The sequence below is a fragment of the Sulfitobacter sp. M05 genome, from assembly GCF_029285175.1.
Taxonomy (GTDB): domain Bacteria; phylum Pseudomonadota; class Alphaproteobacteria; order Rhodobacterales; family Rhodobacteraceae; genus Sulfitobacter.
This window is the reverse complement of sequence record NZ_JABEDH010000003.1, coordinates 153,525-167,690: the sequence shown is the minus strand read 5'-3', so window position 1 is coordinate 167,690 and position 14,166 is coordinate 153,525. Positions and strand designations below refer to the sequence as shown.

Sequence of the window (14,166 nt, the reverse complement as noted above, 5' to 3'; positions counted from 1 at the left end):
CAAAGGCCCGTCCCATGACCAGAATCGTCGAGACCCTTGCGGAGATTTCCGCTCAATATGATGCACTTTTTGTCGATCTCTGGGGCTGCGTTCATAACGGGGTGCGCGCCCTTCCCGATGCCGTGGCCGCCCTGCAAACCTACCGCAAGTCCGGCGGCAAGGTGATCCTCGTTACCAACTCGCCTCGCCCCTTTGACAGCGTTACCGAACAACTGGACCGGTTTGGCGTTGCCCCCGACAGCTGGGACGGCATCGCCACCTCTGGCGATTCCGCGCGCTCCGCAATGTTTCGCGGCGTCGTGGGCCGCAAAGTCTGGTTCATCGGCCAACCGCAAGACCAGAATTTCTTTGAACCACTCGACGTTCTCGATGATCCGCTCGCCATTACGCAGGTCCCGCTTGAAGAGGCCGAAGGCATCGTTTGTACCGGCCCTGCCGATCCAATGGCAGACCCCGAAGTGATGCGCCCACAGTTCCTTTACGCCAAGCAAAAGGGCCTGAAACTGCTCTGTGCCAACCCCGATATCGTGGTTGATCGCGGCGAAGAACGCGAATGGTGCGCTGGCGCTTTGGCCGCGCTCTACACCGAAATGGGTGGCGAAAGCCTGTATTTCGGCAAGCCACACCCGCCGATCTATGACCTCGCACGCCGCAGGCTCTCGGCCCTTGGCACAGCGATTCCCGATGATCGCATTTTGTGCATTGGTGATGGCGTGCTGACCGACATTAAGGGTGCCATGGGCGAAGACATCGATTCCCTCTTTATCTCCGGCGGGTTGGCTGCCGCAGAAACCAAAACCGACAGGCAACCCGATCCAGAAGCCCTAAGCAATTACTTGGAAACAGAAATGTCCAACCCCACCTATTCAATCGGCTTTTTACGCTGAAAGATTAAGCTTGATTTTCTGCACCTGCAAAGTAATAAAGTTGCAATACACACCACCCACGCAGCACTTTATTACTTGAAGGTATGGCATGTTGGACAATTTACCGCGCGGCACAATCTGTATCGAAGACATCGAAATCGGCATGATGCGGTATCTGCGCAAGGTCGTCACCGATGAGGATATCGAGAAATTCGCCGAAATTTCGACCGATCATAACCCTGTCCATCTGGATGACGAATATGCCCGCGACACGATCTTTCAGGGGCGCATCGCGCACGGCATGCTGACAGCCGGCCTGATCTCGGCAGTCATTGGGGAACAACTGCCCGGCCATGGCACGGTCTATATGGGCCAGTCGCTAAAGTTCCTCGCCCCAGTGCGCCCCGGCGATATGGTCTATGCCGAGGTCAAGGTGACCGATATCGAGTTCTCCAAGCGCCGGGTCAAAATGGATTGCCACTGCTCGGTTGACGGGAAAAAGGTGCTGATCGGCGAAGCCACCGTATTGGCCCCGTCACGCAAGTTCGACTGATTGCTCTGCCCCGTCGTATTTTTCTACGGGCAAGCCATGCACCGCTTGCCCTTAACCCCTTGCAGGGCTACAGATTTGGCCCATGCGGATCATACGTGACTATCAATTTGTAAGTGAAACCGATCGCGGCGCAACCGCGGCGATTGGCAATTTCGACGGGGTGCATCAAGGCCACCTGTCCGTCATTGACATGGCGCGTGCGGCTGTGCCTGACGCGCCGCTCGGTATTCTCACCTTCGAACCCCATCCCCGCGAATACTTCGCGCCTGACGCGCCACCGTTCCGCCTGATGTCCTCCGAGGCCCGTGCCCACCGGCTTGAAAAGCTTGGCGTGCAATGCCTCTACGAATTGGGGTTTAACAAAGGGCTCGCCTCCCTCAGCCCGCTGGAGTTCGCCCGCGATGTCATCAAGGACGGTCTGGGCCTGCGTCACGTCGTTGTCGGGGCCGATTTCTGCTTTGGCAAAGGCCGCGCCGGCAAGGCCGATGATCTGGCCCGCTTTGGCCAAGAACTGGGCTTTGGCGTCACCATCGCACCGCTTATGGCACAGGATGCGCACACCGTCTCCTCCACCGCGATCCGCGCCGCCCTCAGCGCCGGCGATATGGCCAAAGCGGCCAAAATGCTAGGCCATTGGCACCGGATAGACGGCCCTGTGATCACCGGCGAACAACGCGGCCGCGAATTGGGCTACCCGACCGCGAACATGTCCATCGACGGGCTGCACCAGCCCGCTTTTGGCGTCTATGCCGTCTTGGTGGATGTCTTGGAAGGACCCCACTCAGGAAGTTACCACGGCGTTGCCAGCCTAGGCGTGCGCCCGATGTTCGGCGAGAACAAAGCCAACCTTGAGACCTTTGTCTTTGACTTCAAAGGCGATCTTTATGGCACACCGCTATCGGTCGCATTGGTGCAACACCTGCGCGGCGAGGAAAAATTCGACAGCCTTGACGCATTGATCACCCAAATGGATGCCGACAGCCTGCAAGCCCGCGCTATTCTGGCCGCTCTATGAGCGATCGGATCACCCGCGCCGGCCTGTCGCCACGTTTTTGGGAAAAAAAGCCGCTCAAGAAAATGTCCCCCACCGAATGGGAGGCCCTCTGTGATGGCTGCGGAAAATGCTGTCTGAACAAGCTGGAAGACGAGGACACGCAAGAGGTCGCGCTGACACGGGTTGCCTGTCGTTTGCTGGACGATTCCACCTGTCTGTGTTCGCATTATGAAAACCGTCACCAGTTTGTCCCTGATTGCATCGTGCTCAAACCAGAAAACCTTGACACACACGCCTATTGGATGCCGCAAACCTGTGCCTATCGTCTGCTGTGGCAGGGCAAACCCCTGCCTGACTGGCATCCGCTGATCAGCGGCACCCAAGATACGGTGCATAGCGCAGGCATTTCAGTGCAGGGGCAAACCGTATCGGAATTCGACACGCCGTTCGAAGAATGGGAAGATCACATAATTGAGGAGCCGATCTGATGTTTTTTGCCTCTGACAATGCCGGCCCGGTGCATCCTAAGGTGATGGATCGCGTGATTGCCGCCAATAACGCATACCAGATGCCCTATGGCAAAGACACGATCATGGATGAGGTCCGGCTGCGCATTCGCGAGGTCTTTGAGGCCCCGCAGGCCGAGGTCTATCTGGTGGCCACCGGCACAGCGGCCAATGCGCTGGCGCTGGCCTGTTACACCCAGCCATGGCAGACAATTTTCTGTTCCAGGGTCGCCCACATCGAAGAGGACGAGTGTAATGCCCCCGAATTCTATGCCGGTGCCGCCAAGCTCACGCTGATTGATACCGATGACAAGATGACACCCGCCGCGCTGGATGCCGCGATTGCAAAACAGACCGTCGGCAATGTCCATGGCGCACAGCCCGGCCCGGTGTCGATCACTCAGGTGACAGAACGCGGATCGGTCCATTCACTCGACGAACTTCAAGCCTTGACAGCCGTTGCCAAAGCCCATGATCTGCCCGTTCATCTGGACGGCGCAAGGTTTGCCAATGCCATGGCCGCCCTTGGCTGCACCGCCGCAGAAATGTCGTGGAAATCCGGTGTGGATGTGGTCAGCTTTGGCGGCACCAAGAACGGATGCATGGGCGTCGAAGCCGTGATTTTCTTTGACCCTGCCAAGGCATGGGAATTTGAACTGCGCCGCAAACGCGGGGCGCATCTGTTTTCCAAGCACCGGTTCTTGTCCGCCCAGATGGCGGGATACCTTCAGGACGACGCATTTGTGGACATTGCCCAAATGGCCAATGCCAACGCGACCTACCTCGCCGAAGGTCTGCGCAAGGCCGGCGCGACGTTCCTGCATGAGCCCCAAGCCAATATGATTTTTGCCAGCTGGCCCCGCGCCGTGCATCAGAAACTGCATGACGCGGGTGCGCGTTACTACCTTTGGGACGGCCCGTTAGAGGGGCCTGCCGATGCACCGGTCGCGGCCCGTCTGGTTTGTGATTGGTCGATTGGCCATGACCAGATCGACGCGTTCCTCAGCCACTTCTAGCGGCGGGCCAACAAGGGGGCCATGATCTTGGCGACATCCAGCGGATGGGTGATCGGTGCCATGTGCCCTGCCCCCTCAACAACCGCAGAGGTCGCATTTGGCATCCGTGCCACCAGCCCGTCGTTCACCGCGGTGATTGCCGGATGCGCCAGCGAACCGCGCACCACCAAGGTGGGAATGGTGCAAGCATCCAACGCCCCTGCGGCCAGCATCCCAGCCGAGTCTTCAAACAGGAAATCCTGCGTATCCGGCACAACATGCACCGCGCGGGTCATGGCCGCGCGGGTTCTTTCGGGCAAGCTGGCCCAAGGCGGCGCATCATTACTCCACATCCGGTTGAAAGTCCGTGCCGCGGTCTCAAAATCGCCCGCTTCCATCGCCTTGCCAAACGGTCCGGCAGCGATGGCCTGTTCTTCCAGCGCCTCTGGTGCATCGGCTTTGGCAATCGCAAAGAACACCGGTTCGATCACCGTCAGGCTGCGCAGTTTCTCAGGCGCTTCCACCGCAAGGCGCAATGCAATCATCGCCCCAAAGGAATGCCCGACCACATCCATCGGGCCATCATCCATCGCCGCCAGGCTTGCCTGAAACACCGTTTCGCCAAAGCTGCTTACCTCGTCCCAATCCGGGCTACGGCCATGGCTTGGCATGTCAGGGGCCACAAATGTCATCGAGGGCAAAGCCTTGGACAGCCCAGCCCATGCGCCGCCAAAGGCCATCGTACAATGCAGCGCCAGCGCCCGATGCGGTCCATCGCCCAGCGTCACAGTCTGCGGTGTAAACCCTTGCTGTGCAGTCACAGTTCACCCCCCAAAAACGCATCAACATCAGCAATCCGATCCTGTCCCCAGAACCGCTGTCCCTCGACAATATAGAACGGCGCGCCAAAAACGCCGGCCTCGACGGCCTCTTCCAGATTGCGGGCATAGGTTTCCGCCCCCTCCAGCAACCCGCTGTTGGCCAGTTCCGGGTCAAAACCCGCTTCGCTCAGGCAAGCCCGCACCACCTCATCCTGCGCAATGTCTTTCTCGTCCGCCCAGACAGAGCGAAAGATCGCATGTGCCAGCTTGCCCAGATCGCCGCCGCCGGCATTCTGTGCCGCAATAAACGCATAGGCCGCAGGTGCCCCGTTGGTGGGCCAATGCGCAGGCTGCAAGTTGAACGCCAGCCCCAGCTTTTTGGCCTGCCGTGGCAGTTCCTGTGCGCGGTATTCGATCCGGCTGATATGGCGATCCTTGGGAGGTGTCCCACCGGTCCGGCCAAAACCCGCAATAATGTCGAAGGGTTTGTAGTTGATCGTCGCTCCGTGCTTTGCGGCGACTTCTTCCAGTCGTTGCTCGGCAAGGTAGCAATAGGGTGATAGTGTTGCGAAAAAATAGTCGATCTGGGCCATTTGGACCTCCCTAAGGTTTGCCGCACCGTAGACGCGTGCTAAGCGAGGTTCAACGTACCGATTCTGTCATTTCCCGCTGCCACGGAGCCCCTATGCCACGCACTTCCGAGCCGAAACTTATCTCCGGCAATGCCAATATGCCATTGGCCAAAGCCATCGCACGGCGCATGTCGCTGCATCGCGGCGTCAACGTCGGGCTAGTCGAGGCACGGGTCGAGCGGTTCAACGATGGCGAAATTTTCGTCGAAGTTTTCGACAATGTGCGCGGCGAGGATATGTTCATTATCCAGTCCACCTCGAACCCGGCAAATGACAACCTGATGGAACTGCTGATCATGGCCGATGCCCTGCGCCGTTCATCAGCCGCGCGTGTCACTGCGGTGCTGCCCTATTTCGGCTATGCCCGTCAGGACCGCCGCACCAAGGCCCGCACACCGATCACCGCCAAGATGGTCGCCAACATGCTGGTCGGAACGGGCATCGAGCGGGTTTTGACAATGGACCTGCACGCGGCTCAAATTCAGGGTTTCTTTGATATTCCCGTGGATAACCTTTATGCCTCACCGGTCTTTGCCTTAGACATCAAGGACCACTTCAAGGACCAGATGAGCGATTTGATGATTGTCTCGCCTGACGTTGGTGGTGTGGCCCGCGCGCGTGAACTGGCCAAACGGATCAACTCTCCCCTCGCCATCGTGGACAAGCGCCGCGAAAAGCCCGGCGAGATTGCCGAGATGACCGTGATCGGCGATGTGACCGGCAAAACCTGCCTGATTGTCGACGACATTTGCGATACCGCCGGCACCCTGTGCAAAGCTGCCGAAGTTCTGTTGGAGAACGGCGCAAAAGAAGTGCATTCCTACATCAGCCACGGCGTGATGTCTGGCCCGGCAGTCGAGCGCGTGACCAATTCAGTGATGAAGTCGCTGGTGATCACGGACAGCATTCAGCCAACTGCCGAAGTCAAAAACGCCGCCAACATCCGCATCGTGCCAACTGCGCCAATCTTTGCGCAGGCCATTCTGAACATTTGGAACGGCACCTCTGTGTCATCCTTGTTCGAGGCGGACACATTGGGACCAATCTATGACGGAATGTACACGCCTTAATCCGGCGTTACACCACATCCCAATCGTCCAGCTCGGACATTTCACCAATCGCCATCCACGCGATACGGACACGTGCAACGCGCGTGTCCCCCCATGTGCGGAACACCATATCAAATCCGGATTTAGTCACAGATTCCGCAACAATATCCGCCCGCATGATGGTTGTAGCGTCCAGATCCCAAAGCGACGGCGACAGCTGAACCGTCGGCGCAGACTTGTATTTTTCAGAAAACTTGATGTGCCGGCGTCGCTCACGCTGGCCACGCCCCGTCCACATTTCACCACCGTCTTCATAGTCGGTGAACAAAACCACGTCGCCGCTGTCAATTCCTACGGTATGGCTGCGAAGTTTCTTCATTTTTGTGGTGCCTGACTAACTGAATACATCTCAGCAAGATAGCGAAGGCGGCAGCGGGCTTAAAGGGGTGCCGGACGTCAAGTTCAGCGCTTGATGGACACACCACGGGCCTTGGCAAAGCTGCGGCAATAGCGGGTCCAGTCGCGAAACTCCTGTGAGAAAAACACCGCCCCGCCCTTGGCCTCCCAAGCTTCGGTCTTACTGTCGATCCTCTGCCAGACCGCCTTGCTGCCGTCAGAGACCCCTTCCACCCGGGACTGCACCACAGCGGCCGCTGCCCACTGAATGGCGGCGTGCATGAGCTTGTCGGCGCTCTCGTCGGTCCTAACCCATTGTGCGGCATTCTGATACACAGCGGCGCAATCCGCCATGCTGTGGCTATAGGGCTGGGCCCCAGCGCCAGCCGGCAAAGTGAGGGCAATCGTTAAAACCAGTTTTTGCATCTCGCGGCCCCGCTGTTCCTTGCATCATCACGGCAAACCTATCGTACAAGCGCGGCAAGACTGGGACAAAAGGACGGCAGAGACCGGATGGCCAAAGAAAAAAAGGCCCTGCGCAATGCAGGGCCTTCTGAAATTGTTAGAGGCAAGAGCCGCTTACTGCTTTGCAGTCAGGCCCATGTGATCACCCATCGCAACCATGTCAGACAACAGTTTTGCTGCGTCATCGACCGGACCGGGTTCGTTTTCGAAAGCTTCCTTTGCGTTCGAATACATGGTTCTGGCTTCTTCCATCATCTCGTCAAGGTGCGCTTGGGTCATGTCACCCTTAGGCACTGCCCGTTCGGCCAGAACCGACACACCTTTTGCGGTGATCTCGGCAAAGCCGCCGGTCACAACATAGTCTGACGTGCCTTCAGGTCCATCGACCGACAACACACCGGGACGCAGGGTGGTGATGGTGGGGGCGTGCCCCTCCATCGCCGTCATGTCGCCATCGGCACCGGGGATCTGGACGGATGTGACCTGAAGAGAGGCCAGCCGCCGTTCAGGCGACACCAGATCGAATTGCATCGTGTCTGCCATTGCTCAAAGCTCCCTTAGGCTGCGTCTGCTGCCATTTTTTCGGCTTTCGCCTTAACTTCGTCGATGCCGCCAACCATGTAGAAGGCACCTTCGGGCAGGTGGTCATACTCACCAGCAACAACCGCCTTGAAGGACGCGATTGTGTCTTCCAGTGGCACCTGAATACCGTCGGAACCGGTAAAGACCTTCGCAACGTCAAACGGTTGTGACAGGAAACGTTCGATTTTACGCGCACGAGATACGGCCAGTTTGTCGTCTTCTGACAGTTCGTCCATACCAAGAATGGCGATGATGTCCTGAAGCGACTTGTAACGCTGAAGGATCTGCTGAACGTCGGTTGCAACAGCGTAATGCTCTTCGCCGATGATCTGCGGGTCCAAAAGACGCGACGTGGAACCAAGCGGGTCAACCGCAGGGTAGATGCCCTTTTCAGAAATCGCACGATCCAGAACCGTTGTCGCGTCGAGGTGCGCAAAGGAGGTCGCAGGTGCAGGGTCGGTCAAGTCATCCGCAGGAACGTATACGGCCTGAACCGAGGTAATCGAACCGTTCTTTGTTGATGAAATGCGTTCCTGCATCGCACCCATGTCGGTGGCCAGTGTTGGCTGGTAACCAACCGCAGAAGGAATACGACCCAACAGGGCGGAAACCTCGGAACCGGCTTGGGTAAAGCGGAAGATGTTGTCGACGAAGAACAGAACGTCGGAACCGGATTCGTCGCGGAACTGCTCGGCCAGTGTCAGGCCGGACAGGGCAACACGCATACGCGCACCTGGAGGTTCGTTCATCTGGCCGTAAACCAGCGCAATTTTAGAATCGACCAGGTTGTCAGGAACGATAACGCCGGATTCGATCATCTCGTGGTAAAGGTCGTTGCCTTCACGGGTCCGCTCACCAACACCCGCGAACACGGACACACCGGAGTGTACCTTCGCGATGTTGTTGATCAGTTCCATGATCAGAACGGTTTTACCAACGCCGGCACCGCCGAACAGACCAATTTTACCACCCTTGGTGTAGGGGGCCAGCAGGTCGATAACCTTAATACCTGTGGTCAGGATTTCGGTTTCGGTGGACTGCTCTGAGAACGCAGGTGCTTCGCCGTGAATACCGCGTGTTTCCTGAGTTTCAACCGCGCCTTTTTCGTCAACCGGGTCGCCGGTCACGTTCAGGATGCGGCCCAATGTTGCCTTACCGACAGGCACCTGAATAGGGGCACCTGTATCGGTTACAGCAGCACCGCGAACGAGGCCTTCTGTCGCGTCCATCGCAATGGCACGCACTGTGTTCTCACCAAGGTGCTGCGCAACCTCAAGGATCAGGCGGTTGCCGTTGTTTTCTGTTGTCAGAGCGTTCAGGATCTCTGGCAGGTTGTCTTCGAACTGCACGTCAACGACGGCGCCGATGACCTGAGTGATTTTGCCGACTGCATTTGCCATGTCGTTTCTCCGGTTTTGTCTACAGCGCTTCCGCGCCGGAAATGATTTCGATCAGCTCGTTCGTGATGACGGCCTGACGGGAACGGTTATATTCGATCGTGAGGCTCTCGATCATGTCGCCCGCGTTGCGTGTGGCGTTGTCCATGGCGGACATCCGCGCACCCTGCTCAGAGGCGGCATTTTCCAGAAGTCCCGAGAAGATCGCCGTGGCGACGCCGCGTGGCAGCAGGTCGGCAAGGATCGCTTCTTCGGAAGGCTCGTAATCAAACAATGTCGCAGCACCGTCGTCCGCACCGGCATCCTCAAACTTCGCAGGAATGATCTGCTGAGCTTGCGGAATCTGGCTGACCACGTTCACAAAGTTCGCATAGAACAATGTGGCGACATCAAATTCACCACCGTCAAAACGTGTCAGCACGTCTTTGGCGATGCCTTGTGCATCCGCATAGCCCAAGCGTTTCACTTCGGTCAGGTCAACATGACCGACAAGGTGATCCGCAAAGTCACGCTTCAGCTGATCGCGGCCTTTTTTGCCGACGGTCAGGATTTTCACAGTCTTGCCAGCGGCAAGCTTTTCCTGAGCAAACGCGCGCGCTTTCTTAACGATATTGGTGTTGAAACCACCGCAAAGGCCGCGCTCTGACGTCATGACGATCAACAGCTGAACCTGATCCGAACCCGTACCGCTAAGCAGTTTGGGCGCGGAGTCAGACCCGCCAACCGAAGCGGCCAGCCCAGACATCACGGCATTGAACCGTTCTGCATAGGGACGGGAGGCTTCGGCAGCTTCCTGCGCGCGGCGAAGTTTCGCCGCGGCAACCATTTGCATGGCTTTCGTGATCTTGCGGGTCGATTTGACCGACGAGATCCGGTTTTTAAGGTCCTTGAGATTTGCCATTGGCTTATCTCTCCTTAAGCGAAGTCAGCGGCGTATGAATCGAGCGCAGCTTTGATTTTATCTTCCAACTCGTCCTTAACTTTGCGGTCGTTGTTGGTGATGTCTTTCAGCAGATCGTCGTGCTTACTGCGCAGATGCGCCAGCAGGCCCTGCTCCCAACGGCCAACTTCGTTGACCGGCAGCTTGTCCAGATAGCCTTTGGTGCCTGCGTAGATAACGCAAACGATTTCGGCGTTGGACAGCGGCGAGTACTGCGGCTGTTTCATCAGTTCTGTCAGACGGGCACCACGGTTCAGCAACTGCTGTGTCGCGGCGTCCAGATCGGAACCGAACTGAGCAAAGGCAGCCATTTCGCGGTACTGAGCCAGTGACAGTTTCACCGGACCGGCAACAGAAGACATCGCTTTCGTCTGGGCGGAGGAACCAACACGCGAGACCGACAGACCGGTGTTCACAGCTGGACGGATGCCCTGATAGAACAGTTCCGTTTCAAGGAAGATCTGACCGTCGGTGATCGAAATCACGTTGGTTGGAATAAACGCGGAAACGTCACCACCTTGGGTTTCGATGATCGGCAGAGCGGTCAGTGACCCGTTACCGGCGTCATCACCCAGCTTGGCGGAACGCTCAAGCAAACGGGAGTGAAGATAGAAAACGTCACCAGGATAAGCTTCACGGCCCGGTGGGCGACGCAGAAGCAAGGACATTTGGCGATAAGATACGGCCTGCTTTGAAAGGTCATCATAGATGATCAATGCGTGACGGCCGTTGTCGCGGAAGTGTTCCGCCATCGCTGTCGCAGAGTAAGGTGCAAGGAACTGCATAGGTGCAGGTTCGGACGCGGTTGAGGCAACAACGATGGAGTATTCAATCGCGCCGCTCTCTTCGAGCTTTTTAACCAGCTGGGCAACAGTGGAACGCTTTTGACCGATCGCAACGTACACACAGTACATTTTCTTGCTCTCGTCGTCGCCAGCGGCAGCGTTAACCTGTGCTTGGTTCAGGATCGCGTCCAAAGCAACAGCCGTTTTACCGGTCTGGCGGTCACCAATGATCAATTCGCGCTGGCCGCGGCCAATCGGGATCATCGCGTCAACGGACTTGAGGCCTGTGGCCATCGGCTCGTGAACGGATTTACGCGGGATGATGCCCGGCGCTTTAACTTCGGCAAGACCGCGCTTTTTCGCGCCGATAGGGCCTTTGCCGTCAATTGGGTTACCCAAACCGTCTACAACGCGACCCAGCAGCTCGTCACCGACTGGAACGTCAACGATAGAGTTGGTCCGCTTGACTGTGTCACCTTCTTTGATGTCACGGTCGTTACCGAAGATAACAACACCAACGTTGTCCGCTTCGAGGTTCAGGGCCATACCCTGAATACCACCGGGGAATTCGACCATCTCACCGGCCTGAACATTGTCCAGACCATAGACGCGCGCAATACCGTCACCAACGGACAATACGCGACCAACTTCAGCAACTTCGGCTTCTTGGCCGAAGTTCTTGATCTGGTCTTTCAGGATTGCAGAAATCTCTGCTGCTTGGATACCCATTTATCCGACCTCTTTCATTACATTCTGGAGGGAATTGAGCTTCGAGCGGATCGACGTGTCGATCATCTTGGAGCCCACTTTGACGATAAGACCGCCGATGAGAGAATCATCAACTGTCGCTTCAAGTGTTACGGTTTTGCCGGTGCTTGCTTTAAGAGATTTGGCGAGCTTGTCTGATTGAGCCTTGGTCAAAGCCTTGGCAGAAGTCACTTCGGCGGTCACTTCGCCTTTGTCTTCTGCAATTGCTTCACGCAGGGTCTTAATCAACTGGGGCAGCACGAAAAGACGACGCTTGGACGCCATCAGCGCCAATGTGTTCGTCATCGTTGGGGAAATCTTCATCTTTTTCGCCAATGCTGCGATGGCGTCACCCTGCTCTGAGCGGGTGTAGATAGGCGATTGGATCAGGTTGCGAAAATCATCGCTGTCCGACATTGCGGCCTGCAAGGCGTCAAGATCGGCTTCAATCGCTTTGATCTTTGCGCCTTCTTTGGCGATATCAAACACAGCGGAAGCGTAACGCTGTGCAATGCCGGTGGAGATCGAAGCTGTTTCGGACACGTCCATCCTCTCATTCTGTCAAATCGGATATGCGAACAGGTCGCGTCACCGGTTAGTTGGCGCGGCTTGAATCGGATCAAGACGTCTAAATCAGTGGCGATGTAACAGAGCGCTCCAAAGGCCGCAACACAGTAACGTGCGCCAATGTGTCCCCCTGAAAATTAATTTTCCCTTGCCGGTCCATTAATTTTCACACCGGTCAATCGCCGCAATAAGCCCGGTGTTCGGGGGACGTTAATACGATTCTCAACTACTTGTCGCCGGGTTTTCCAAAAAATTACCTGTTCCACTCTGCCGCAAACGCGGCACCAGCAGTCGGTTTCTCCCTTGAAATCCCTCCACGCGCGCCCGTGAATGCGACTTTAGTCGTAGAACGCCATCTAGACGGAAAACAAATCCGCGAACTGATCCCGCAGTGCCTTTTTCTGGACCTTGCCCATCGTGTTGCGCGGCAACTCGGGCAAGACGATCAGGCGTTTGGGCTGTTTGAAACGCGCCAGAACCGTGCCAAGGCTGGCCCCGATCGCCTCCAGATCCGGCGCGGTGTCACCCTGCGCCACAAGGATCCCGACGACGCATTCACCAAAATCCGGATGCGGAACACCGATCACGGCGCTCTCCAGCACGTTCTCGGCCTCGTCCAGCAACAGCTCAATTTCCTTGGGGTAGATGTTGTAGCCCCCTGAAATGATCAAATCCTTGTTGCGTCCCACGATGCTGATGTAACCGTCCGCATCCACCTGCCCTAGATCACCCGTGATAAAGAACCCATCCTCGCGCAGCTCTTCAGCGGTCTTTTCCGGCATCTGCCAATAGCCTTTGAATACATTCGGCCCACGCACCTCGATTTCGCCGATCTCGCCCTGCGGTAAGGTTTCACCGGTCTTACTGTCAGTGATTTTCACCTCGACACCGGGCAAAGCAAAACCGACGGTCCCTGCCCGCCGTTCACCCTCATAAGGGTTGGAGGTGTTCATATTGGTCTCGGTCATCCCGTAGCGTTCAAGAATGCGCTGGCCGGTGCGGTTTTCAAACTGGACATGCGTTTCCGCCAAAAGCGGCGCACTGCCCGACACGAACAGGCGCATGTGCTGAACCAAATCCTTGGTAAACCCTGAGTCCCCCAGCAGGCGGGTGTAAAAAGTTGGCACCCCCATCATTGTTGTGGCTTTAGGCAGTTGCGCGATAACCTCGTCCAGCTGGAAGTTCGGCAGAAAGATCATCTGCCCGCCCGCCAGCAAGGTGATGTTCGACGCGACAAACAACCCATGCGTATGAAAAATCGGCAAGGCATGTAGCAGCACATCCTCAGAGGTAAAGCGCCACTCTTCGACCAAAACCTGCGCGTTGGACAACAGGTTGTTCTGGGTCAGCATCGCCCCCTTGGAGCGCCCGGTTGTGCCAGAAGTATAAAGGAAGGCGGCCAAATCCTCACCGCTGCGCGCTACCGTATGAAATGCGGACGGCATCTCGGCTGCCTTATCTCGAAAGGTTCCGCTGTCCTCCCCGCTCAGGGTTTCCAATACCGCCCCACAGGCGACCGCAACAGGTTCAAGCGCTGCGGCCTTGGCGGGATCACAAAGCAACACACCGGCCCCGCTATTTTCGACAAAGTACGACACTTCATCAGCCGTGTAGGCCGTGTTCAGCGGCAGGAAGACAATCCCCGCCTGCGCACAGGCCGCATAAACCGCCAGCGCTTGTGGCGATTTGGCGACCTGCACAGCAAGGCGATCCCCGGGTTTCAACCCAAGCGCACAGAGCAACCCCGCATATTGCGCCGTCATTTTCAGGAAGGCCGCATAGGTTATCGTGCGCCCATCCGGTAAATGCAGGAACACGGCGTCATTGCCGTCATGCTTTCCAAAAAGCGTATCAAAAAGCGGGTTCGCCAT

The 14,166-nt window shown here is 57.0% G+C and carries 16 protein-coding genes; 6 read left to right on the top strand and 10 right to left on the bottom strand.

Annotation, left to right across the window (positions count from 1 at the left end):
* The first annotated feature begins 14 nt into the window (after window positions 1-14).
* From HKX44_RS14520 to HKX44_RS14500, 5 genes are all read left to right on the top strand, one after another.
* The gene (locus tag HKX44_RS14520) at window positions 15-887 is read left to right on the top strand and encodes a TIGR01459 family HAD-type hydrolase (protein WP_276152081.1); all 873 of its coding nucleotides are present in this window, start codon (window positions 15-17) and stop codon (window positions 885-887) included.
* A gap of 88 nt (window positions 888-975) precedes the next feature.
* A complete protein-coding gene (locus HKX44_RS14515) occupies window positions 976-1,419 on the top strand; it encodes a MaoC family dehydratase (protein ID WP_276152080.1) in 444 nt (147 codons plus the stop codon).
* Window positions 1,420-1,501: 82 nt separating this feature from the next.
* On the top strand, window positions 1,502-2,434 hold the full coding sequence (locus HKX44_RS14510; RefSeq protein WP_276152079.1) for a bifunctional riboflavin kinase/FAD synthetase: 933 nt from the start codon (window positions 1,502-1,504) through the stop codon (window positions 2,432-2,434).
* On the top strand, window positions 2,431-2,901 hold the full coding sequence (locus HKX44_RS14505) for a YcgN family cysteine cluster protein (protein WP_276152078.1): 471 nt from the start codon (window positions 2,431-2,433) through the stop codon (window positions 2,899-2,901). The genes HKX44_RS14510 and HKX44_RS14505 overlap by 4 nt, the downstream gene beginning before the upstream one ends.
* A complete protein-coding gene (locus tag HKX44_RS14500) occupies window positions 2,901-3,935 on the top strand; it encodes a beta-eliminating lyase-related protein (protein WP_276152077.1) in 1,035 nt (344 codons plus the stop codon). Before HKX44_RS14505 ends, HKX44_RS14500 begins: the two co-directional genes overlap by 1 nt.
* Here HKX44_RS14500 and HKX44_RS14495 read toward each other — a convergent pair.
* The gene (locus tag HKX44_RS14495; protein WP_276152076.1) at window positions 3,932-4,735 is read right to left on the bottom strand and encodes an alpha/beta hydrolase; all 804 of its coding nucleotides are present in this window, start codon (window positions 4,733-4,735) and stop codon (window positions 3,932-3,934) included. The genes HKX44_RS14500 and HKX44_RS14495 overlap by 4 nt on opposite strands.
* Window positions 4,732-5,328, bottom strand: coding sequence for a 2-hydroxychromene-2-carboxylate isomerase (locus HKX44_RS14490; RefSeq protein WP_276152075.1), 597 nt, complete (start codon window positions 5,326-5,328; stop codon window positions 4,732-4,734). The genes HKX44_RS14495 and HKX44_RS14490 overlap by 4 nt, the downstream gene beginning before the upstream one ends.
* A gap of 92 nt (window positions 5,329-5,420) precedes the next feature.
* Here HKX44_RS14490 and HKX44_RS14485 point away from each other — a divergent pair, with 92 nt between their 5' ends.
* Window positions 5,421-6,437, top strand: a complete 1,017-nt coding sequence (locus tag HKX44_RS14485; RefSeq protein WP_276152074.1) for a ribose-phosphate pyrophosphokinase — start codon at window positions 5,421-5,423, stop codon at window positions 6,435-6,437.
* A gap of 7 nt (window positions 6,438-6,444) precedes the next feature.
* Here HKX44_RS14485 and HKX44_RS14480 read toward each other — a convergent pair whose 3' ends face one another.
* The 8 genes from HKX44_RS14480 to HKX44_RS14445 form a co-directional block, all read right to left on the bottom strand.
* A complete protein-coding gene (locus tag HKX44_RS14480) occupies window positions 6,445-6,795 on the bottom strand; it encodes an H-type lectin domain-containing protein (RefSeq protein WP_276152073.1) in 351 nt (116 codons plus the stop codon).
* 83 nt (window positions 6,796-6,878) lie between these two features.
* Complete coding sequence (locus HKX44_RS14475; RefSeq protein ID WP_276152072.1) at window positions 6,879-7,238, bottom strand: hypothetical protein; 360 nt, start codon at window positions 7,236-7,238, stop codon at window positions 6,879-6,881.
* Between the two features lie 153 nt (window positions 7,239-7,391).
* On the bottom strand, window positions 7,392-7,820 hold the full coding sequence (locus HKX44_RS14470) for a F0F1 ATP synthase subunit epsilon (RefSeq protein WP_276152071.1): 429 nt from the start codon (window positions 7,818-7,820) through the stop codon (window positions 7,392-7,394).
* A 14-nt stretch (window positions 7,821-7,834) separates the two neighbouring features.
* Complete coding sequence (gene atpD / locus HKX44_RS14465; RefSeq protein WP_276152070.1) at window positions 7,835-9,259, bottom strand: F0F1 ATP synthase subunit beta; 1,425 nt, start codon at window positions 9,257-9,259, stop codon at window positions 7,835-7,837.
* A gap of 19 nt (window positions 9,260-9,278) precedes the next feature.
* Complete coding sequence (locus tag HKX44_RS14460; protein WP_276152069.1) at window positions 9,279-10,157, bottom strand: F0F1 ATP synthase subunit gamma; 879 nt, start codon at window positions 10,155-10,157, stop codon at window positions 9,279-9,281.
* A 14-nt stretch (window positions 10,158-10,171) separates the two neighbouring features.
* Window positions 10,172-11,710, bottom strand: a complete 1,539-nt coding sequence (atpA, locus tag HKX44_RS14455; protein WP_276152068.1) for a F0F1 ATP synthase subunit alpha — start codon at window positions 11,708-11,710, stop codon at window positions 10,172-10,174.
* Window positions 11,711-12,271: a F0F1 ATP synthase subunit delta gene (locus HKX44_RS14450; protein WP_276152262.1), complete on the bottom strand. Its 561-nt coding sequence runs from the start codon at window positions 12,269-12,271 to the stop codon at window positions 11,711-11,713. It abuts the gene before it with no gap.
* A 380-nt stretch (window positions 12,272-12,651) separates the two neighbouring features.
* Window positions 12,652-14,166, bottom strand: a complete 1,515-nt coding sequence (locus tag HKX44_RS14445; RefSeq protein WP_276152067.1) for a malonyl-CoA synthase — start codon at window positions 14,164-14,166, stop codon at window positions 12,652-12,654.